Consider the following 21,934-nt stretch of genomic DNA (forward strand, 5'->3'; position numbering starts at 1 on the left):
ACAGCTAGAAAGGAAATAAATGGACAAAAAAATAGTGAGAAGAAATGTGCTTCAAGAACTTGGAGCAACTGCGGCAGAAATAACGGAACTTCTTCATTATAATAAAAATGTTTTTCATAGAGAGGACAATGCTGAGACTTTGAGTTTTCCTCTTTCCGACGAACCTTTTGTAGCTGCCTGGGAAAAGTATGCCTTGGAGGCAAAATCGAAGGGGGTCTATGCGACTCTGCGTGAAAATTTAGTCCAGTTTCAATTTCCGATTCATGAGGGTATCAGTGCAACCGAAGGTTATAAGGCCGTTGTTAATGCCGGAAAGGATTTGACTGCAGGGGAAGCCGGACTCCATTTTGAAAAGTCAGAATTATTAGATTTGGTTATACATTCATCGTCTGCCGGCAAAATCCCGCTTATAATTACCCGGCACCGCAATGATTTTGTGTCACTGGTCAGGGCACTCGCCATGAAAAATGAACCTCAGCCAATACCAGATTCTATGGGGGCCCTGATAATCTCTGGCTATAACAATTGGGGACGGGTCAGAGACTATCGTAGGATGTGGGAGGGCAAAGAGAGAAAATGGGGTGGAGAAAATTGGCAGCAGGAGTTTCGGCGCTTAATTCCCCAAAAAGAGCTGTATCAAGATCGTTTCATAATTTTAAGCAATGGCTTTTATAGTGCTGTTCAGGCCTCAGAACTAGGAATCTCGTCTGAGGAATGGAGAGAGGCTTCTCTAGTTATTAGGCGTGAACATGAGTGTGCACATTATTTTACACGCAGAGTTTTCTCTTCAATGCGTAATAACATGTTGGATGAGCTAATCGCCGATTACATGGGTATAACTGCTGCTATGAAAACCTATCGAGCGGACTGGTTCTTGCGCTTTGTCGGGCTAGAAGACTTTCCTTTGCACAGAGCGGGGGGAAGGATTAATAATTATCGAGGAACACCACCATTATCTGCCGGCGCTTTCGAGATTCTTAAGCAATTAGTTAAGGCTTCTGCGGAGAGGTTAGAAATTTTTCATAGGCGCTTCCGGGATAAAATTGATCTTCCAGGAGGACGCACTAAAATGCTGTTAGCCTTGGCTCAATTAACCCTAGAGGAATTAGCGTCCAGTGAAAGCGAGTTGTTAATTGAGACCAATTTAGACACAATGACTAGGGGTAGAATGGAAGCTTGACTAACAAAAACCTTCCAAAACAGCCCAAAACTATATAGATGGCAAGAGTTCTAGCTGAATTGCCCTAGTATTTGATGTGAATTATGACTGAGGAGGAAGCAAAATGGATATCAAAGATTTAATCGAAAGTCTAGGTGAACAGAAGGAAGAGTTTTTCAGAAAGGGAGCGCAGTGCACAAGTGCCGAGGAACTGCTTGCCCTGGCCGTGGAGTATAGCGTGACTCTGGATCGCGAAGGAGCAGTAAAGATTCTTGAATTAATGCATTTACCGAAAGGAAAGCTGTCGGATGAAGAGCTCGAAAGCGTTGGAGGTGGTGTGAACTACGACAATGAAAGGGCAAAGTGTATATTTTGTGGGCGGGATACTTTATCTGGGCGTATTATTTGTAAGTGGTGTGATGCCGCCTCTGGATTAAATGCAAGGCCTTGTTAACAACAAGTCGAAGGGAAGTGGAATTATGACTCGCAAAGAATTATTGGAAAACGTAGCCAAAGAACAAAGGGAAGAGTTGAGCGATAGTGAAATAATCGATGACGTGCTTGACGCTGTAGCCGGAGGAACTTCTAATTCAGGTGTTCTTTGCACAAAATGTGGTGGAACCTATAGGCTTATTCCTACATTACCTAACAACCACAAAACCAGCTTTTCTATACAATCTCAAAGGTGTGAAAAGTGTGGGGAACCTTGTGCTAAGAGATTTTAGCAGGGTATGGTGTTTCAATGGAGGTAAGTAAGTGTTATTTCAAGTCTGGGTTTTAATACCTCAAGTAGAACAAACTGTAAATTTCTGATAGAATTGAATTTATAAAGTGGGTTATCTTATGAAAAATTTCTTAACGCAAAAATTATTTTCTCCGCTTGCTGCAATTTTACTTGTCGTAATTAGTATCGGCGGCACAATTTGCGTAAGTACATTCTCGAATTCCCAAGCAGCAATTCAGAATTCATCGTCTGCCATACAAAAATCATCAGAATATTTATATACTCAAGCGGTGAAAGACGCAATGACCATTGAACCGGAAGAAATCTTACCCGTCTTAAAACTAACAAAGGACAATGATTTGGTAACGTTAAATGATAAAAATGAGGTATTACTTGTCACTTGGCATAAATATCCTGACAGTTATCTTGCCGGTCAACAAGTCACACTAAAATATGGGGCAGTTTGGACATTTACCGATAAGGAAATGGTCAGATGGTATAAAAGCAATGAAAATGGTGTATCAGATTGGAATTTGAGGTTTAAAGAACTGATTGGCCTGCCACCCGACTCAAAATATACGCATTTTACAGCTATGTGGGTACCAATCGATAAAATTAAACGGCCTGCATACTCATGTGAAGTTAGAAATGATGTTACCAACGTGAAATTTGCTGAAAATGTGGATAAGAATTTTATGCAATGGTTCGATTCAAACATAGTAACTTCCTATTTCGAAGATGCCTACCCCTGGACAAGATTGGGATATACATATGACTGGGCAGATAACGGCACAGAATATGGCTTGAGTGAGTTTTTAGTTGAAAAAGGTGCCACTGCAAGGGTGGAATTTACTTACTCTACACAGGATTTTATAAAATGACTGGAAGCACAGTAATAAATTGATACAAGCAGTCTTTTGCAAATAAGTTGTAAAGGTCTGCTTGTACTAGTTGAAAGCACAAATTGGGGGAAAGTGTTGTTACTTGAAAAATCTTTTGGGTTGCTGATAAATAGCGGAGAATAAAAATTGATAGGGGTTGTTGTAAATAGTTCTTATTAATTAGAATGAATAAATGAAATGTGCTGAAAGAATATTCCTAAATTATGTAATGGGAAGCTTAAATATAATGTTCATCATGGTTTGACAAAGGATGGGATTCTCTTATCCGCTAGGCCAATGATGAGCACTGCAGCAGTAAATGGTCTGCATTTATGGAAAGGGTCTTGACAGGAACCGATTATAGGAAAGTGTCTGCTGTAGTTTTTGACAAGAACCATAAAATGTAAAAGTTAATACATAGTTTCATAGGAGCGCTTGCTGAAAGCATAAAAGTGCAGAATCATTATGAGATTAAAGTTGGTGAATAATTTCAACAATCATGATCATTTCTCGGCCTTTTTGACTTATTTTCTAATTTTTAAAAGGAAATATAAGAAAAATGTAGAATGGTTTATTTCAGGAAATTGTTCCGTTTGAAAATTAGAGAGTTTTTAACTTGGTCGAATATTTGGGAAACTTGTTTCTGAAATGGGAGACATTCTGCATAAACAAGGCAAACTATAAGGGTAGGTCACAAGTTCCTGTTTAAAAGGCACTCAAGAATTTGGGTGCCCATTATATTAAATTAAATGAGATAAAAAGTTCGCAAAACTATGTAATAGAAACTTAAGATTAAAGTATTAATTTACGTAAACTTCAGCAGATAAGATTAAGATCTGAGGTTGATATAAAGCAATAATTGGGAGGCAAGAGTATGGATATCAACAAATTTATGGAAAGTCTAGGGGAAAAGAAGGAGGAACTGCTGATAAAAGGGACGCAATGCACAACTGCTGAGGAATTAATGGCCTTGGCTGTGGAAAATGGACTGACTCTTGACAGGGACAGCGCGACGGTACTTTTAGAATTAATGCAGTTAAAGACTGGTGAGCTGTCGGATGACGAGCTTGATAGTGTTGCAGGCGGGTTCTTCGATAAGGGTGAGAAGTCGGCTCGTGAGTACGGAGATTACCCATCGGATAAGCATAATAACATAGGGTAATCAGACTGTCCGGTCCATCTTACCTAAAGAACATCATTTGCTCCAGTTTTCAGAAGACGGCTTAACCCTTTTTCTTTGCGATTGAGAGGGACTTGGAAGGCGCATAAATTGTTTAATGACCATGGAAGATAGTCGAACTTACAATTGTGGGTAGTAGATTTAATACGTACTGATAAAGAAGGATGTAAAGTAATGAAGAAATGGGCTCTGATTTCGCTCTTATTCCTAGCTATGATGATTAATGGGTGCGGTGATAAGAAAGATATTGTACTGTCCAGCAATAACACGAATAAGGTCCAAGAGAAGTTTAGTACCACCAGTACTGACAAGTATGACATTGTCAAGGCAACCTTTAGGGACAAGACTATCATGATTAATTATCCGCAAATAAGTAATTTAAGTGACAGTGGTAAAGAGGAAATCGTCAACAAACTTATAATGGCATCGGCATTGGAAGTTCTGGATAATTATAAGGATGACATAAGCAGTTTGAAGTTGGATATGGACTTCGAGATAAAGTATAAAGGAACAGACTTACTCAGTATTCAGTACTTGGGAACAAGCTCAGTAAAAGACTCTGCCTATCCTGTCAACTTAATTCAGACTGCTAATATCGATCTTAGAAAAGAAAAAAACCTAACCTTGAGCGATGTAGTAACTATGGGCGATGGCTTTATCAATAAGTTCACAGATGGTAAATATATAGCCTATGGCTCGGATTTAGATCTGAATTCGGGAGGTGTCCTTAAGGACGTATTAAGTGATTTCAGCAGCAAGGACCTGGAAGAAAGTTTTAAGCAGCACTCTGCAAAGTTTTATTTTACAAAAGATACTCTGGGAGTGAGCGTTGAAGTACCACATGCAGTAGGGGACCATCTGGAAATGGAGATGGATTATAAGTCTTTAGAGGACATACTGAATCCCGATTTCTCCGAAAGTATAAAGTCCCAGAACTGCTGAAGCCTGAAAAGTTAGCAAGATCCTCCAAGATATAAGAAAGCAACTGACGTATGAGCAGTTGGACTGCGTAGCAGGGGGGAGTAAACAGACATAGATTCACCATGGACTGGCAGCGGAGCATAGAGTGATTCTGATAGGGAAGAGGAAGTCAAAATGGATATAAAAAAGATTGTTGAAGGTTTAGGAGAAAAGAGGGACGAGCTTTTTAAGATGGCGATAAAGTGCAAAAGCGCTGAGGAACTGCTGGCAGTGGCCATAGAGCAGGATGTGGCTCTGGATAAGGCAGGAGCGACAGAGCTTTTTGAAGCAATGACCTTAACGATATGCAAGTTGTCAGATGATGAGCTAGATGATGTTGCAGGTGGGTACTATGTGAATAAACTCATAAAAGCGGAATAGAGGCGTAGGAGGGTTACCCCTTGGAGAGTCTGTGGAGCGTAGTGCACGTCAGTGCTGAGGAGTTGCTGGAACTGACCTTTCGAGTATAAGTCAAGCTTGGTCAAGCAGGAGGAGGGCCATCGAAATGGCTATAGTTATTGTTGATGATTCAACTCTAAGTCTAGAAGTAATCAAGGCTTTTCTTATTACGTCAGGCTATTCAGAGGTTATCACGGTTAATTCGGCAAGGGAACTCTATGAGTTAGTCGATAGTTATTCAGATCGAGGGATAGTCGAGATCGATTTAATCCTAATGGAGATTATAATGCCAGATATTGATGGAATTGAGGCCTGCCGAAATGTTAAGAAGAGAGAATGGCTGGCAGATATACCGGTTATCATGGTGACCACTACAATGAAAAAAGAAAATCTGCAACTGGCTTTTTCAGCCGGTGCGATGGACTTCATTAAGAAACCTTTCGATAGAATGGAACTATTAGCGAGAGTGAGTTCAGCCTTGAGACTGAAACATGAAACAGGTCGTCGAAAAGCTCGAGAAATTGAGTTGCTTGAGGTCACACGCCAATTGCAAGAGGCAAATGAGAGGTTACAGCGTTTATCATTTTTAGATGGCTTGACAGGGATAGCTAACCGCCGTTTTTTTGATCAGGAATTGCTGCAAGAGAGCAGGCGGGCCAAACGGGAAAAAACTCCGCTTTCTTTGATTATGCTCGATATCGACTACTTCAAGGCCTTTAACGATACCTACGGTCACATTAAAGGAGATGATTGTCTACGGGAGGTAGCATCTATTCTTAAGAAGACCTTAAAGCGTCCAGGTGATATCCCGGCACGTTATGGAGGGGAAGAGTTTGCAGTGATCCTGCCTAACACGGACGATGTAGGAGCTGAGATAATAGCTAAGGAATTGCGATATTGTATTGAGCAGGCGCGTATTGCGCATATTAATTCTCCCTGCGCGGATTATGTTACAGTGAGCCTTGGGGTCGTAACCGGATTCTCGGAACAAGCCAAGACACCGAAGGAATTGATTTTGGCTGCTGATCGGGCCCTCTATCGTTCAAAACATGAAGGTCGCAATAGGTTGAACGTGGAATGGATTGAAAAATACACTGATTTTTTAAAAACGTTATAAATAAATTTCCTTTCTATGTAAGAAGAGAATTCATATTATTGTATAATCGGTTAGTATTGAGATAATAATATCTCCAATATATACCAGGTACTGGAATTGCCCCTGCGATAGTATGAGTATCGATGCAAGAATAATATTTTAAATATTTTCGTCCGTTCTTGATCGTAATAAAATCAAGTTTGATCTGTTGATATGGACAACCATTATATCTAGGCACCGTCATCTATTATGTGGTAGTGATGTTATTTTAAGGTAAAAGTTGAACTTTCACTAGGTATGCAGTATTATGTAGGGTAAGGTTAAATTTGGCAGAAGTAGGATCAGCATAGCAGAAAGGTTGATAAAGGATGGAAAACAAGTCCTCCTCGAATTTTCTTAAGAATATTGTAAACGAGGATTTTAAATCAGGTAAAGTCGATCATATTATCACACGGTTCCCACCGGAGCCCAATGGATATTTACATATTGGACACGCTAAATCCATTATTCTCAATTTTGAATTGGCAGATGAATTTAAGGGTAAGACTAATCTGCGTTTTGATGATACTAATCCGGTGAAAGAGGACACAGAATACGTAGAATCTATCAAGGAAGATGTATTGTGGCTGGGATATGAATGGGACAATTTGTTTTTTGCCTCAGATTATTTTGAGGAAATGTATAATCGCGCCGTGCTTCTAATCAAAAAAGGTATGGCCTATGTTTGTGATTCTACAGCCGAGGAAATTCGCAAAATGCGCGGATCTCTGATAGAGGTGGGACAAAAAAGCCCTTATCGAGACAGGTCCGCAGAAGAAAATTTGGTGTTATTTGAACGTATGCGCAAAGGCGAATTTAAAGATGGCCAAAAAGTCTTACGCGCTAAGATAGATATGGCTTCTCCCAATATCAATATGCGTGACCCTGTGCTATACAGAATTGCTCATGCAACTCATCATAATACTGGAGATAAGTGGTGTATTTACCCAATGTATGATTTTGCACATCCGTTGGAAGACGCCATAGAAGGAGTTACTCACTCTATTTGTACGATGGAATTTGAGGATCATCGTCCCCTGTATGATTGGGTTATACGAGAATGTGAAATGCAAGAGATACCTCATCAATACGAATTTGCCCGTTTAAACATTACCAATACCGTTATGAGTAAGCGGAAGCTTAAGCAACTGGTCGACGAGCATGTCGTAGATGGATGGGACGATCCAAGGATGCCTACCATCTCAGGACTTCGGCGCAGAGGGTATACGCCAGAAGCGATTCGCAGCTTCGCCCGTGAAATTGGGGTAGCGAAAGCTGACAGTGTTGTGGACAGCAAAATGCTTGAGTTTTTTATTCGAGAAGACTTGAAGCTCAAAGCACCGAGAACGATGGCTGTTCTTGAGCCGCTAAAGGTTATCATTACAAATTATCCGGAAGACCAAGTGGAAATGTTAGAAGCTGAAATTAATTCGGAAAACCCGGAAATGGGTACTCGGCAAATTCCTTTTTCACGCGAAATTTATATTGAGCAAGATGATTTCATGGAAAACCCACCTTCAAAATATTTTAGGCTTTTCCCTGGAAACGAAGTCCGGCTGAAAAATGCTTATTTTATTAAATGCAATAATATAGTTAAGGATCAGAGTGGGAAAGTCATTGAACTGCATTGTACGTATGATCCTGAGACTAGGAGTGGATCAGGTTTCACGGGAAGAAAGGTCAAAGGTACGATCCACTGGGTGGATGCCGCGCAAGCCGTACCTGCAGAGTTTAGATTATATGAACCTTTGATTTTAGATCAAGATGAGGACGACGAGAGCTCATTTATAGAGCATATTAATCCCCAGTCTTTAGAGATAGTTCAAGGCTTTGTTGAGCCGAATATTAAGGGGTCGAAGCCCCAAGATAAATTCCAATTCTTTAGGCATGGCTACTTTAACGTCGATCCTATAAGTTCTAAACAGGAGAAGCTTGTTTTTAATAGAATTGTATCCTTAAAGAGTTCCTTTCAATTAACTAAATAAAAAAAGCTAAAGATTCTCCTCGCTTCCTTCATAGCGGGGGATTTTAGCGGTTTTTTATGAAAGCCCTAAGTGAGGGTTCTGACAATAAAAATATTTTCTTTTATTAAGCATATCTAACTTTACCCATAAATCAGGGTTTTTTTAGTATTATTGGGGATACTGGAAGGAACTATATTAAAGGGGGTAAGGTATGCCTAACGAAGAATTTGTACCTGATCAGGGCGAAGCCAAGGTGGATGAAGGCAATGAAAATGGTACTCTAACTAATCCATTAGATGATTCTATCGGGCTCAGTCAGCAGAAACTTAGAAATTCTGAGGTCAAAGAGCTGACGTTTTCTTGATTATTTAAAACAGTAAAGTATGTATTTAAGAGCAGAGACAAAAAAGAAATTTGTCTCTGCTCTTTTGCTATTTATAGCAGCATTTACAAAAGCTTTAATACTGCTTCATGGTAAGGTAAGAACGTTCTAATTAGGGTTTGATAATTTATCGAAAAGTATAGAGTTTGCAAGGGTTTGCGAGTAGTTTTGCCTAATATGTGCATGAAAAAATAGCCTTCGGCGTCAAAAAACCGTGTACGTGGAGTTAAAATCAAATGGTGCATCGATGCACCATTTGCCCTCTCTTCCCCGACGGGGGGAGTAACTCACTGATTCAGTCAGCCATTTGAGCCACTCCCCATGGGGTACCAGCTCTTTGGTTTCTGTCAAACAACCTCCGATCCCAACGGCGTTGCCAAGCAGCATTTTGCTGCTTTGTTCCTTGATAAAGTTAACCTCGGAAGGGATTTGCTCAGGCGTCCTGTTGAAATTTCCATCCTCATACCGGTTGCCAATCCCTTTATGGAATGTCTTTTCAGATCCCGCTATAGGATATGCCGAGCCCCATACAAGCGTGAGGGCTATAGCGCCAATCCACCCTTGTCGGATTGACCAAAGTCTGAGTTGGATATTAAGGCGGAAAATCGTAATATTCTGGCTGCCTAAGAGAAAAAGGGGGTTGGTTAGCAAGCCCTAATTACTTACAGCTTATTTCAAATCAAATGCACTTAAGGTCGCCTGCATCTAAGATGTAGGCGGCCTTTGAATTAGGATCTGCTGTGAATTTTTAGATATGGTCAACTCAGGAGCCGACCCCAATTTTAATAAGATTATTTTTTAGATGAACTACGAAATCCTGAACATTAGTTACTAAAGTTGTAACCTCCAACGAACCACGGTCTCTAAGTTTATTTACTGCAAATTCGGCGATATCAATACAGTAAATAAATACCGGCCGGATCTCTCCGTTTCTTTGTGTGTAGGCAGGAGTCATATTTCCCGCTGCGATGGTATGAAGCTGAGTGGCTAAACAAATAAGTGTAGTAGCTTTACGGGTGTGCTTTCGCATCTCATCTTGGGCTTGATATACATCTGCGATAACGGGTGGGAGCGGACCATCGTCACGTATTGAGCCAGCAAGGACCAAGGGCACCTTATTTGTAATGGCAGAATAGACAACCCCGTCTTTAATGCCTTCCTTTTCTATGAGTGCTTTAATTGAACCAGCTTCTCGCGTTTTATTGATTAAGTCTAAATGGTGGTAATGAGCATTTGGGGGAGATTGTTGGTCATAGGTATTTTGACCTAAAGCAGTTCCAAACAAAGCGGCTTCAAGGTCATGGGTTGCCATGGCATTTCCGGCAAGGACAGCATGAGCAAAACCATTAGATATTAAGCTGGAAAGGGCTTGCCTTGAATCGTAGTCAAAGACAACCGCTGGACCTAGGACCCAGACAATATAGCCATTATCCTTCTCATAATTTAAGAGGTCATAGAGTTCGTTGTAATCCTTGGAATAAGCCGTTTCTCTAGAACGACCAGAACGAAAAGCAAATAACTCCGAATCGGTGTCATTCGAGCTGAAACCCTTAGCATAAACAAAGATTCCCTCACGGCCACCTTCAGTTCGACCGACGATTACTTTATCTCCAATTTTCAGATTTCTAAATTCAACAACTTGAATGGTTCCATCTGATCCTAAGACTGGGACGCCATCCATTCGACTTTCCGTGGCTAAAATCCACTTGCCTTTAATTTTAAAATACTCTGGATATATTGAGAGGCCATGATAGTGCTCTGGTGCCACCCCATCGATTTTAACCTCAACAATCTGGGCGTCTGGTGCAGATAGAAAAGGTTCTTGATCAAAATTTGGTTGCTTATATTTTGGTATTTGAAACTTCATTTGTCACCCTCCTTACATAGCTCGATTTATTTTGCCCGAATATGAAAAATAAAGTAAAAAATGTAAGAATATTTTGCCTGATAGATTTGAAAACTTGACAGGCCTGAGCTCTAAGTAGTGCCGAAAATGGCAAAGGGCCCGCCTTCGATTGCCTCAAGAGAATATGCCCAGGTTAAAGGCAATGTCATTAAGTTAAGGCCTGAAAAACACAACCATCCAGATTAAGATGGTTGTGTTTTTCTTATACATACAGGTGGGCATATAAAATTTATCAATTGTAAAAAAACACTTGACAAATTAATGAAAATCGAAGGCTTCGCCTTGAAAATGAGGACATTTTTAAGGAGGCCTTCTAAAATGAAAAAGAAAGCATATCCAGAGCAGGTACGAACTGCGCTGCACCAAGCGATACGCTCAATCACAGCAGATTTACCAGCTTGTGTGAAACGACCAGGGCAAGATTTTTCACGCGAACGCAAATTATCACTGCATACCATGCTGCTTATGCTAGTAGGCATGGGAGGCAACAGCCTTTCAAAAGAATTATATGATTGGCTGGGCTATTCGTCAGAGACTGCAACTGCCTCAGCATTTGTCCAACAGAGAGACAAAATTCGTCCAGAAGCACTGAAACTACTATTTCACGAATTTACAAGGTTAGCAGTATCGGAGAATTCATTACAAGACTACAGGCTGCTCGCTGTTGACGGTTCGGATTTGAGACTTCCGTCAAATTCAAATGATGGATTCTCCTCCATCAGGAACAGCGAAGATAGCAAAAGTTACAATCTTGTGCATTTGGATGCTATGTATGACCTGATGGGCAAGGTTTATGTCGATGCATCCGTGCAACCCAAGAAAGGCATGAATGAGCATAAAGCCTTAGTATCCATGGTAGACCAGTCTGAAATCAGTGGAAATGTAATTGCAATCATGGATCGTGGATATGAGTCATTCAACAATATCGCTCATTTTCAGGAGAAATCATGGTACTATATCATCCGAGCGAAAGAATCCTATGGGATTATATCAAGGCTTTCTCTACCAAATTGCCCGGAATACGATGAAGAAATCACGTTAACCCTCACCCGGCGCCAAACCAAAGAAACGTTATCGCTTCTAAAAGCATACCCCCATCGGTATCGATGGATACAGCCACATACGACATTTGACTTCATTAAACCGAAAGATTCCAAGTTATATGATTTACATTTTCGTGCCGTTCGCGTCGCTATTGCTGATGGTGTGTATGAAACGGTTTATACAAATCTCAATGCCGAAGATTTTCCGCCGGAGAAAATAAAACAGCTCTATAATCTGCGCTGGGGAATTGAGACATCTTTTAAGGAACTTAAATATGCTGTGGGTTTGGCAAGTCTGCACAGCAAAAAGAAGGATTTTATATTGCAAGAGATTTTTGCCAGACTAATTCTATACAATTACTCTTCCATTATCATGCACCACATCAGTATTCCTAAAGATTTGCGAGTAAATTTTCCAGTGGCTTTAAATATATGCCGTCAATTTTTGAGAGAGTTAATTCCAGCGGTCCAAGTTCTTAAACTGATAGGTAAGCACCTTTCCCCAATACGCCCTGGCCGACAATTTCCTAGATATCAAAATTCGATTTCAGCAGTCGGGTTCCAGTACAGAATTATTTGAGATTTAACATGTGTGATAGGACTTTTACAGATGCTTTTCGGGCATCTGCATTTGTGTTGCTCAAAATTCAAAAACACCCGTGTTTTCTATGTTATTCCGTGTATGCGACAACCCCAGCGGTATCACTTTTCTACCGCTGGGGTTTCTCATGAGCTTAACTTAATGACATTGAGGTTAAAGGCCGCATATTCACACTGTCTCACCGCTTGTAAATAACTTGAAAAAGTGGGACATTTTTAGAATGAGATTCTACACCTTTCATTCCGATATAGAAGTAGTGGAGTTTTTCACTCGTAAGATATCCGCCAAAAAGTAAGTTTAACAATTAAAGGAGGAAAAGAATGAAAAAGAAAATTGTCCTTGTATTCTTTTTAATTTGTCTCATGCTTTCTTTGCCTGCTACTGCTAAGGCATCACTTGGGGATGTTTTACTTAAGGTAGGTTCTAGAGGCCCGGATGTTGTGGAATTACAAACAAAACTTAATTATGTTGGCTTCAATGTTGGTAAGGCAGATGGTATCTTTGGAAATATGACCAAAGAGGGCGTCATGAATTTTCAAAGAGCAAACAGCCTAGCGGTCGATGGAAAAGTTGGTCCCATGACAGTAAAGTCACTAAATAAAGTCTACTTACAAAAACAGCCCCAAACTCTGCCCCAAGCTCAAACTCAGAACAACGTTAATAGTATTCTGAGTACTGCAAAACAATATATAGGGGTTAGGTATCAATGGGGGGGCACCTCACCTTCAACAGGTTTTGACTGCTCGGGATTTGTTTACTATGTATTTAAGCAAAATGGCATTACCTTGCCGCGGGTTTCACGTGATCAATATACAGTAGGAACTAAGGTATCCTTCGAAAATCTTCAACCAGGTGATTTGGTTTTTTTCTCGTTTTCCGGAAATGGCGTTGTAGATCACGATGGAATTTATCTAGGGGGAGGACAATTTATTAATTCTTCTTCTTCTAAAGGAGTAACAATCTATACAATCGGACCGTACTGGAAATCCGTTTATGTAGGAGCCAGACGAGTAATTTGATCTCTGAAGTTTGTTGTATCTTTAATAACTCTGCAGGGATGCAATCCATTTTTTGCATGTAATTAACTAAAGAAGTTAAAGTTTTGGGGTGTCGAAAGGCACCTCTTCTTTGATGTTCTTAATTCACTCCCCAATGGGAGCGGTTCATTAACGTGGAATTATATTAGAAGCTCTTGAGAGTCGTCAAAGCGCTGCCGAAATCATTCCTAACTGAGCCTTGGTTATAGAAATTAAATCGTTGGGACTGAGAAAGAGTTGAAGTCCGCGTAAACCAGCACTTACAGAGATTTTCTCTTGTTTAGTTACGGTTAAGTCAATGAAGACGGGATAGTTTTTTTTCATTCCGATGGGAGAAACACCGCCTCGTATATAACCAGTCAGAGGTTGAACTTCCTTTAATGAGACAATCTCAACCTTTTTATTCCCGCTAAGGGTTGCTAATCCTTTGAGATGAAGTTCGTGATTTCCTTGGATACAAGCCACAATGATACCTGTTTTATCGCCGCGGGCGACTAAAGTCTTGTATACTTGTTCAATACTTAAACCAACCTTTTGAGCAACGGTTACCGCAGATAAATCAGATTCATCGACAACGTATTCCTTTAATTCATAAGGGATTTTCCCCTTATCCAATATGCGAGCTGCGTTTGTTTTATGAGACATGTTTTCTGCTCCTTATGATGTAATTAAAAGGTGTTTTTTTAAAATCAATTCGATGTAGGGACTAATTCTCCTTTTCTTTTATGAAGGATGTCCCTATAATAGAAGTTATAATCTTGAGAGCTTGCAAGTTAGTACAATTATTGTTTCTTTTGCAAGTCTAAAGGTTGAGAGGAGGTTATAAGAACTTTGAAAAAATTAAAGGTTCTCGTATTTTCTGCGTCGTTCGGAAACGGGCATCTGCGGGCAGCTGAAGCAGTTATCGAAGGAATACGAATTCAGGAACCTTCTGCAATAATTATGCATCTCGATTTTGGAGATTTTTTGAGTAAACCGATTAATACGCTGATCAAAAATATCTATGGTGAAATTATAAACCATATTCCAAAACTTTGGGGACGTTTTTATTATAAAACATCTATGGTTCAGCCCCGTTCGCTAAGCCAACGTTTTTTAAGTAAATTGGGAAGAAAAGAATTTCTTAGATATATTAATGTGTTCAAACCGGATTTTATCATATGCACGTATCCTACTGTTTCTTCAGTTTTGGCCCAACTAAGATACGAAAAGGTCCTAAAGGTTCCGGTGGTTACGATAATCACAGACTATACGGTTCACAGTCATTGGGTTCATCCAAGTGTCGATAGATATATAGTTGCTTGCACAGAGGTGAAAGGTAGTTTAATAGCGTGGGGGATTGAAGGATCTCGTATTCATGTGACGGGTATACCTGTAAGCCCAAAATTTGAAGATCAAACAGATCGTAAGTACATACTTTCCAAGTTAGGCCTAAAGTCAAATCTTCCTACCTTTTTAGTGATGGGAGGATCATATGGAGTTTTGAAAAGTGCAAATAGAATCTGCAAAAAGCTTGCAAATTCTAAGGTTCCAGTCCAAGCTATTATCGTTTGCGGGAAAAATGAAAAGCTGTATCAATCCTTAAAAGAACTGATCATTCAGGCCCGTAACCCTATAGTAAGGTTAGAATATGTTCATAATGTGGAAGAATTGATGTCAATTTCTGATCTGATTATTACAAAAGCAGGCGGTTTAACGGTTTCTGAGGCGCTTACTAAGCACTTGCCACTTGTTATCTATAAGCCGATACCCGGCCAAGAAGAAGAAAATGCACATTATGTACAAAAAATAGGTGCGGGAATAGTCGCTCATACCGAAGCGGAATTGGGACAGCTTATAAACCATTTTCTAATGAATCCAGGGGAAGTTGAGAAAATGCGGGAAAAGGCAGCGGTTGCCTTACCAGGTCATTCCACTGAACGTGCTGTGGAAGAGATGCTTCAATTAGTTAATAAAAGAATGCTTGCCTAGCCACCAAGCACACAGGCCCAGGCAGTTGCTTGAAATACTGACACTATCATATAGCGAGAAGAGACCGCTGGCCAAGGAAGGCCGAGTGTCCCTGTAGCCCACGAAAACACTGTTTTCGCACGGATTACTCTTCTTGCAGACACTGTCTTCGCACGGATTAGCCTTCTTGCAGGATGGCGGGAAGGGACCGTGCAAAATGGACTTAAAAAGTGGAAGCGAAAATTGAGCAATCAGTTTTCGCTTCCACTTTTTTGCGTAATTCTAAAGCCCTCTCCAATACTCTGGGCGAAGCCGCTCCGTAGTTTGATTCTTTATGACGCTGTCAAGAGTCTGCAAAAGATCATTTCGGTCTTCAGGAAGTGTAGCACGCAGCGGCAGGTAGTTTGAGGCATGATTACTCCGAAAGACACAATGGGATACGTTAAGAGCTTCGAGCAGAGTTCGAAGCTCTGTTAAAGATTCGAAGGGGGTGAGTTGTTGAAAGGTGCCTTCTTTGATGGCTTTAGCCAGAGGTGCTTCGCGATCTAGCATTAAAGTTAAAGCTCCCAAATATTGGGGATCTATCTCGCTGATAACACGTGCTGTATCAACAGCATGCTCGTGTGAATGGGCTTTTCCACCCAAGCCAATAATAACCGTGCAAGATAGGGTTAAACCGCTCGCCTTAACCTGTTGTCCGGCTGAGATCATCTGATCTGCAGTGACACCCTTACAAACGGATTTCAAAATGCCTTCATTGCCACTTTCAACACCTAAATAGACAATGTTAAGCCCATGAGCTTTTAAATCGGTTAATTCTTCGGGGCTCTTGGCGAGAATGTCTTTGGGACCTCCGTAAATTCCGACTCGCTGGAGATGTGGGAATTTTTTATAAAGTTGATCAAGAATCTCAATCAGCAATAATGTATCAACTGCGATCGCATCTCCATCTGCCAAGAAGATTCGTTCAGCGTCCGAATCTTGGGCATGTGCTATGGAAATAATATCGTTGATTTCTTCCCGAGATTTGATCCGAAAGGATTTATCCTTATACATGGTACAGAATGTACAGGCGTTATGCTGACATCCAACAGTGATCTGCAAGATGATGCTTTTGGCCTCACTCGGCGGACGGTAAATTTTCCCTTCGTAAAACATGTTACCATCTCCCAACACTTTTTGTATTTGAATCTTTGTTCTACAAGGGTACGGTAAGTACCTGCATGAAATAGCAGATAAATTTAATGTTACAAATACAAATATAGTATTACAGTGATACTGAAAAGTGAAATTAAAGTATTGACATATGATCAGATTGATCATATAATAATGTCATAAAGAACAAGTTTCTTAATGGTTAAACAAATTAATAATTAACATGAGTAGGTGAGATGATGAATTTAAAGCATTTACAAGCAATTCGCAATGTGTTGAATGATTTGGAACCCAAGCAGAAAGCACTTCCTTATCTGGAATTAGATTCTATGATGCTTGCACAGGTTGTTGAAGTTGCTAAGAGGGTAAGTCAGAACGATATTAATCCTACACATGTGCAGAACTGGGTCAGACGAAAGTACCTTCCTAATCCCTTAAAAAGGAAATATAATCGGGAACAAGTTGCCAACGTTCTGCTTATGAATGATTTACGCGATATACTGTCATTAGAAGAGGTTTCTCATTTGTTAGGTTATGTTAATGAAAGCCTTTTAGATACGTCGGATGACCGAATTAATCCTACCAAGCTTTATCGATACTATAGTGAAATTTTTGATTGTTCTCAGCTGGATTGGGAAAAATCATTGCATGGCTTAGAAAAAGAAGTCGAAGAAACACTTGCTGAAGAAGAGATGCCTGAGGAAGACCGGGAAAAGGTTGTTACCACGCTGGTTATTCTAAATTTATTGGCGAGAGCCAATTTATATAAACAAATTGCTAAGCGTTGGTTAAGCAGTTTAGAGACATAGAATTAAAAGTAAGAGAGTACGCTTAGCATAGAAAAAGGAGGAGAGGGCAGTGTCGCAGGGTATTATTATAACGCTGATTCTGATAGGAATTGCTCTGTTGGCTGTCGAGGTGTTCGTCATCCCCGGTTTTGGAGTTAGCGGAATTCTTGGAATGGCATCCTTAATTACGGGAATCTTTTTGGTAACAGATTCGCTGTTAGAAGGTTTAATGTTCACAGTTGGAGCGCTAACTGTCTTGGGCATCATAATTTACCTAAGTTTTCGGTTACCCAGGACTAGGCGCTTATGGAAGAGATTCTCGTTAAGCACACGCCAAACAGCTAAGGAGGGGTATGTTGCTCCAAAACCTCAGTATGAAATGTATCTGGGGCAAGTAGGAATATCTCTTACACAGTTACGCCCAGCTGGGACAGGTAGTTTTGATGGCGTAAAATTAGATGTGGTTACGGAAGGAGGGTTTATAGGACTCGGGACCGCAATTAAAATAATTGGAGTTGAGGGTACCCGAATTATTGTCAGGGAAGAAAAATAAACATTATAAGGAGGTGGAGCTCGGTTTCGACCGGGCAATGAATGAACCCATTATATTTAACACTTGCTCTGTTTTTCCTCGGTTTTGTAGTCTTAAGTGTAATTCTCACCTTTATCCCTGTTGGACTCTGGATATCGGCATTAGCGGCAGGGGTTAACGTCGGGATTTTCAACTTAATAGGAATGCGTTTGCGACGAGTAGTTCCGTCAAAAATCGTCAACCCGTTAATCAAAGGACATAAAGCAGGTTTGCCGATTACGACAGATCAGCTTGAAGCTCACTATTTGGCAGGTGGGAATGTCGATAGGGTTGTGAATGCTTTGATTGCTGCTGAACGTGCGGCTATTCCCCTCCTTTTTGAACGGGCGGCAGCCATTGATTTAGCAGGGCGGGATGTTCTTCAAGCCGTACAGATGTCTGTTAACCCAAAAGTGATTGAGACTCCTGTTGTATCTGCTGTGGCACAAAACGGTATTGAGCTTAGAGTTAAAGCCAAGGTAACAGTACGCGCCAATATTGACCGACTTGTCGGAGGTGCTGGTGAAGAAACAATTATTGCTCGAGTTGGAGAAGGAATTGTGACGAGCATTGGTTCATCTGAGTCGCATAAAGCCGTTTTAGAAAAGCCGGAGTTGATTTCTCAAACTGTGTTAGCTAAAGGTCTGGACGCAGGAACGGCATTTGAAATCTTATCCATTGATATGGCGGATGTTGATGTCGGTAAAAATATCGGAGCTCAGCTCCAGATGGATCAAGCTGAAGCTGATAAGCGTATTGCCCAAGCTAAAGCAGAGGAACGGCGTGCGATGGCGGTTGCCAGAGAACAAGAAATGAGAGCAGCTGTTGAAGAGATGAGAGCCAAGGTTGTTGAAGCAGAGTCTGAAGTTCCAAGAGCTATGGCCCAGGCTCTCAGAGAAGGTAAACTAGGCGTTATGGATTATTACAACATGCAAAATATCATATCGGACACCCAGATGAGAGGAAACATTGCCCAAACAGGAAAATGCGAATCGGGCAATGATAGCACAACGAAGAAGTAGGTGAAATCATGTCGTCCTTCACGGTTGTAATTATCATTTGGGTAATATATCAGTTAGGCGTCTCTCTTTTGAAGAAGAGTAAGCAACAACAATCACCGGGAAATTTCTCTGATCGATTTAAATTACCCGATGGTCGCACAATAAGAGAGGCTTTGCAGGACCCGCCCCAAGTATCATGGCGGGAACAGATGCAAAAATCCTTAACGAATAGTTCTCGCCAAGAGAGGACTGTTCAAGCAGAATCTTTGGAATCGCTTCAACTGGGGGGCTCCATAGAGAACTTTGTTCAAATGGAAGGGACTCAAGGAACAGAGGGAACTCAAGGGGTCGAAGGAACTCAGGGAGTTGAGGGGACTCAAGGAATCGAAGGAACCAGTGCCTACCAAGGACGGAACAGAGCGGAAACAAATCTCGATGCAGAGAGAGATCGCAGTAAGAGTATACCCAGAGGACCTCAAGTAATGAATGGTCTCAGTTTTTCTATCACAAAAAAGGAACTCGTTCAAGGAGTTGTTTGGGCGGAAATCTTGGGGAAACCAAGAGCATTGCAACCTTTTAGAGGCCCTCGTTCTTAAAGAATCTTTCTGAGGATAAGCATATTTTAGAGATATGCTTATCCTTTTATACGGAGAGAAGTACAGAAACTAAATTACAGTTTTTAGAGTCCATCCTACGTCCCCGAAGTCTCTATGTTCAGCTTTAGCTGAACGAGTTCACTGATCCAGCCACGGGTTAAAACCCTTGGCTATTTTTATTGCAAACGTAAATATGATTTTCCAAAGACACTCTTAATCATATTTGCAGAATAATTAGGGTAATGTTGGATAATTTCCTAGAACTTTGCCACACTAAAGACTATTAAACAAAGTGAGGTGAGGGTATGAAATTACACATTAGACCTTGGGGGATGGTTATCACCATCGGATTATTACTTAGCATAGCTCTGTCTGGGTTTGCCTATGCAGCTTTAGGGGATCGTTTACTAGGCAGAGGGAGTAAAGGGTCTGAAGTAACTGAGTTGCAAAAGAAATTGGTCCAGTTGGGTTATACTGTTGGAACAGTTGACGGAAAGTACGGATCAAAAACAGAAGCTGCTATTCGGCGCTTTCAAAAGGAACATGGGCTAAGAGTAGATGGATTGGCTGGAACTCAAACCATCAAGGAATTAAAGCGCCTTACAGGGCAGAGCACAAATGCTTCAGGAAAGGCTGTGGGGTATAAAAATATCGACACAAACCTTTTAGCTCGCGCCGTGAGCGCGGAGGCACGGGGGGAACCTTACATTGGACAAGTCGCTGTGGCTGCCGTGATCTTGAATCGGATTAAGGATCCTGCGTTCCCGAAAACAGTTGCGGATATTATCTATCAACCGAGAGCCTTTTCAAGTGTTGATGATGGACAGATTAATTTAGCACCTTCGGCTTCTTCTATTCGTGCTGCTCAAGAAGCAATAAGTGGATCAGACCCTTCTGGTGGAGCAGTCTTCTTTTTTAATCCGGCTAAAACATCCAACAAATATATATGGTCACGCCCACAGATTAAGCAAATCGGTAACCATATGTTTACGAAGTAGGGGGACAACATGCACAGAAAATTTTGGATTGGTGCTTTGGGTTTAGCCTTGTTAATCTCACTGGGCTGGGGATGGAATGAATACCGTCTGGCGGGGGAATACCGTATTGCTGCAGAAAATAATAACCGCCGAGCCTTAAACGATTTTGCGAGTCATCTCGATCAGGTGGAAACAGATATGGCTAAAGGAAATGTGGCTAGTAACCCGGCTCAAAAAATTCTCTACTTAAGCCAAGTTTCAAGTAAAAGTGATGCAGCACTTAAAGACTTCGCACAAATTCCGGCCCAGCAAACGGGGCTTAGTTATGTTGGGCAATTTTTGACACAGTCCGGTGATTTTACCCGAACTATGGCCCAGCGAATTGCCGGGGGAGGAACGATTTCGGCAGAAGAGGAAAAGACACTTAGAGATATGCATGAACGCCTTATGCCAGTTAATCAACAGGTTCAGGATTTAATTCTCAGAATGGACACAGAAAAGTTAGTTTGGACAGACCCAGACCCAACTCTAAGGCAACGGCTTGGTTTAGGCACTCAAGTTGCGGAAGCAGCTGCAGATGGGTCAGAAGCTCCTTCAAAATCTGTACGCTCTGGCTTGGATCAGTTAGATGCAAGTCTACAGAAGCTTCCGCCGTTTTCGTATACGGGAGAGTATGCCACTCGGGTTGTTGAAAAACCATTGGGCCTCCCGGCGGGCGATGTGACACGAGATCAATCCCTTGAAAGGGCACGGGATTTCTTAAACAAAGTAGGCTATGCTGATGCTTCTCCAGAATTTGCAGGGGAATCACAGGGGCCACTGGGCGGTTATATTTGGAATTTCAAAGAATCTTATTTGGAAGTTAGCCGTCAAGGCGGTGTTATTACTCTCTACCGTGATCAACGATCAATTGAGCCCAAGACCCTGAGTGTTGAAGAAGCCTCAAATAAAGCCAAGGCTGTTTTGCAGTCATTAGGCTGGCAGCTTGCGATAACGTCAAGTGAAGAATTCGGCTCTTATGTTCAATTTGATGCCGTTGTGGAAAAAGACGGGGTAAGGATTTACCCGGACAAGGTGCGCTTAATGATCGCTTTGGACAACGGTAAGCTTGTCGGATTTGACGCTTCGCCATTTTATGCCTTCCATCACGAACGGACTTTTCCAACGAAACTCACAATGGAACAAGCAGTACGCAAACTGCGTCCCAATTTTCAGGTTCTGGAGAGTCGCTTAGCCGTAATTGCTAAGAGTGGGAACCAAGAAGTTTATTGTTATGAGTTTCGAGGTCGATACCAGGGGGAAGAGTATCTTATATACCTAAATGCTTCTAATGGTGCAGAAGAGAAGATTCAACGAATTATTAAGACCCCTCGAGGGGAATATCTTAAGTAAGAATTTTTCTTAAATAAGCGAGAGGGAAACTTCCCTCTCGCTCTTGAATATGATGGAATTAATTTTCTTAATAAGGAAAAAGGATTTTTATAAGTTAACGAGAATAGGCACTTATGCACTTATACGTTATAAT

General features: G+C 41.1%; 23 protein-coding genes. 19 read left to right on the plus strand and 4 right to left on the minus strand.

The features are described 5' to 3' along the window. Positions 1–19: 19 nt before the first annotated feature. The 10 genes from BUB11_RS01945 (at position 20) to BUB11_RS27405 (ending at position 8,766) form a co-directional block, all read left to right on the plus strand. Positions 20–1,180, plus strand: a complete 1,161-nt coding sequence (locus BUB11_RS01945; protein WP_073027438.1) for a DUF7005 family protein — start codon at positions 20–22, stop codon at positions 1,178–1,180. Positions 1,181–1,283: 103 nt separating this feature from the next. Continuing rightward, entirely contained in the window at positions 1,284–1,613 is a 330-nt protein-coding gene (locus tag BUB11_RS01950; RefSeq protein WP_073027439.1) for a hypothetical protein, read from the plus strand. Between the two features lie 25 nt (positions 1,614–1,638). After that, positions 1,639–1,884 carry a hypothetical protein gene (locus BUB11_RS01955; protein WP_073027441.1) on the plus strand — a complete coding sequence of 82 codons (246 nt, stop codon included), beginning with the start codon at positions 1,639–1,641 and terminating at the stop codon, positions 1,882–1,884. Positions 1,885–2,002: 118 nt separating this feature from the next. Continuing rightward, on the plus strand, positions 2,003–2,764 hold the full coding sequence (locus BUB11_RS01960) for a hypothetical protein (protein WP_073027443.1): 762 nt from the start codon (positions 2,003–2,005) through the stop codon (positions 2,762–2,764). An 874-nt stretch (positions 2,765–3,638) separates the two neighbouring features. Next, entirely contained in the window at positions 3,639–3,926 is a 288-nt protein-coding gene (locus BUB11_RS01965) for a hypothetical protein (protein ID WP_073027444.1), read from the plus strand. A 192-nt stretch (positions 3,927–4,118) separates the two neighbouring features. Further along, positions 4,119–4,886 carry a polysaccharide deacetylase family protein gene (locus BUB11_RS01970; RefSeq protein WP_073027446.1) on the plus strand — a complete coding sequence of 256 codons (768 nt, stop codon included), beginning with the start codon at positions 4,119–4,121 and terminating at the stop codon, positions 4,884–4,886. A gap of 153 nt (positions 4,887–5,039) precedes the next feature. After that, on the plus strand, positions 5,040–5,285 hold the full coding sequence (locus BUB11_RS01975) for a hypothetical protein (protein ID WP_073027448.1): 246 nt from the start codon (positions 5,040–5,042) through the stop codon (positions 5,283–5,285). Between the two features lie 124 nt (positions 5,286–5,409). Next, the gene (locus BUB11_RS01980; RefSeq protein WP_073027450.1) at positions 5,410–6,420 is read left to right on the plus strand and encodes a GGDEF domain-containing response regulator; all 1,011 of its coding nucleotides are present in this window, start codon (positions 5,410–5,412) and stop codon (positions 6,418–6,420) included. 347 nt (positions 6,421–6,767) lie between these two features. Further along, positions 6,768–8,423, plus strand: a complete 1,656-nt coding sequence (locus tag BUB11_RS01985; protein WP_073027452.1) for a glutamine--tRNA ligase/YqeY domain fusion protein — start codon at positions 6,768–6,770, stop codon at positions 8,421–8,423. Between the two features lie 190 nt (positions 8,424–8,613). Next, positions 8,614–8,766 carry a hypothetical protein gene (locus tag BUB11_RS27405; RefSeq protein WP_159436889.1) on the plus strand — a complete coding sequence of 51 codons (153 nt, stop codon included), beginning with the start codon at positions 8,614–8,616 and terminating at the stop codon, positions 8,764–8,766. Positions 8,767–8,988: 222 nt separating this feature from the next. On the opposite strand, the gene BUB11_RS29020 is transcribed toward BUB11_RS27405, so the two are convergent. Next, positions 8,989–9,435, minus strand: a complete 447-nt coding sequence (locus tag BUB11_RS29020) for a DUF3102 domain-containing protein (protein WP_242947420.1) — start codon at positions 9,433–9,435, stop codon at positions 8,989–8,991. A gap of 112 nt (positions 9,436–9,547) precedes the next feature. Continuing rightward, positions 9,548–10,651 (minus strand): putative NPN-dependent ornithine cyclodeaminase, encoded by a 1,104-nt coding sequence (locus BUB11_RS01995; protein ID WP_073027454.1) that lies wholly within the window; start codon positions 10,649–10,651, stop codon positions 9,548–9,550. A gap of 357 nt (positions 10,652–11,008) precedes the next feature. Here BUB11_RS01995 and BUB11_RS02000 point away from each other — a divergent pair, with 357 nt between their 5' ends. Then, positions 11,009–12,313, plus strand: a complete 1,305-nt coding sequence (locus tag BUB11_RS02000; protein ID WP_073027455.1) for an IS4 family transposase — start codon at positions 11,009–11,011, stop codon at positions 12,311–12,313. A gap of 341 nt (positions 12,314–12,654) precedes the next feature. Next, entirely contained in the window at positions 12,655–13,353 is a 699-nt protein-coding gene (locus BUB11_RS02005; protein ID WP_073027457.1) for a C40 family peptidase, read from the plus strand. A gap of 183 nt (positions 13,354–13,536) precedes the next feature. Here the strand turns inward: BUB11_RS02005 and ybaK are convergent, their stop codons facing one another. Further along, the gene (gene ybaK, locus BUB11_RS02010) at positions 13,537–14,016 is read right to left on the minus strand and encodes a Cys-tRNA(Pro) deacylase (RefSeq protein ID WP_073027459.1); all 480 of its coding nucleotides are present in this window, start codon (positions 14,014–14,016) and stop codon (positions 13,537–13,539) included. 186 nt (positions 14,017–14,202) lie between these two features. Between ybaK and BUB11_RS02015 the strand changes: the two genes are divergently transcribed. After that, entirely contained in the window at positions 14,203–15,342 is a 1,140-nt protein-coding gene (locus BUB11_RS02015; protein WP_073027460.1) for an MGDG synthase family glycosyltransferase, read from the plus strand. Between the two features lie 261 nt (positions 15,343–15,603). Here BUB11_RS02015 and BUB11_RS02020 read toward each other — a convergent pair whose 3' ends face one another. Further along, positions 15,604–16,479: a radical SAM protein gene (locus tag BUB11_RS02020; protein ID WP_073027462.1), complete on the minus strand. Its 876-nt coding sequence runs from the start codon at positions 16,477–16,479 to the stop codon at positions 15,604–15,606. Between the two features lie 236 nt (positions 16,480–16,715). Here BUB11_RS02020 and BUB11_RS02025 point away from each other — a divergent pair, with 236 nt between their 5' ends. The 6 genes from BUB11_RS02025 (at position 16,716) to BUB11_RS02050 (ending at position 21,801) form a co-directional block, all read left to right on the plus strand. Next, on the plus strand, positions 16,716–17,285 hold the full coding sequence (locus BUB11_RS02025) for a DUF1836 domain-containing protein (protein ID WP_073028174.1): 570 nt from the start codon (positions 16,716–16,718) through the stop codon (positions 17,283–17,285). A gap of 49 nt (positions 17,286–17,334) precedes the next feature. Next, on the plus strand, positions 17,335–17,817 hold the full coding sequence (locus tag BUB11_RS02030; protein ID WP_073027464.1) for an NfeD family protein: 483 nt from the start codon (positions 17,335–17,337) through the stop codon (positions 17,815–17,817). 41 nt (positions 17,818–17,858) lie between these two features. Beyond that, positions 17,859–18,857 (plus strand): flotillin-like protein FloA, encoded by a 999-nt coding sequence (gene floA, locus BUB11_RS02035; RefSeq protein ID WP_073027465.1) that lies wholly within the window; start codon positions 17,859–17,861, stop codon positions 18,855–18,857. 68 nt (positions 18,858–18,925) lie between these two features. Next, entirely contained in the window at positions 18,926–19,432 is a 507-nt protein-coding gene (locus BUB11_RS02040) for a hypothetical protein (RefSeq protein ID WP_143159021.1), read from the plus strand. Between the two features lie 305 nt (positions 19,433–19,737). Beyond that, on the plus strand, positions 19,738–20,430 hold the full coding sequence (sleB, locus tag BUB11_RS02045) for a spore cortex-lytic enzyme (protein WP_073027468.1): 693 nt from the start codon (positions 19,738–19,740) through the stop codon (positions 20,428–20,430). A gap of 9 nt (positions 20,431–20,439) precedes the next feature. Then, positions 20,440–21,801, plus strand: a complete 1,362-nt coding sequence (locus BUB11_RS02050) for a PepSY1/2 domain-containing protein (RefSeq protein ID WP_073027470.1) — start codon at positions 20,440–20,442, stop codon at positions 21,799–21,801. Positions 21,802–21,934: the final 133 nt, after the last annotated feature.

Origin of the sequence: Desulfosporosinus lacus DSM 15449 (assembly GCF_900129935.1) — a bacterium.
Taxonomy (GTDB): domain Bacteria; phylum Bacillota; class Desulfitobacteriia; order Desulfitobacteriales; family Desulfitobacteriaceae; genus Desulfosporosinus; species Desulfosporosinus lacus.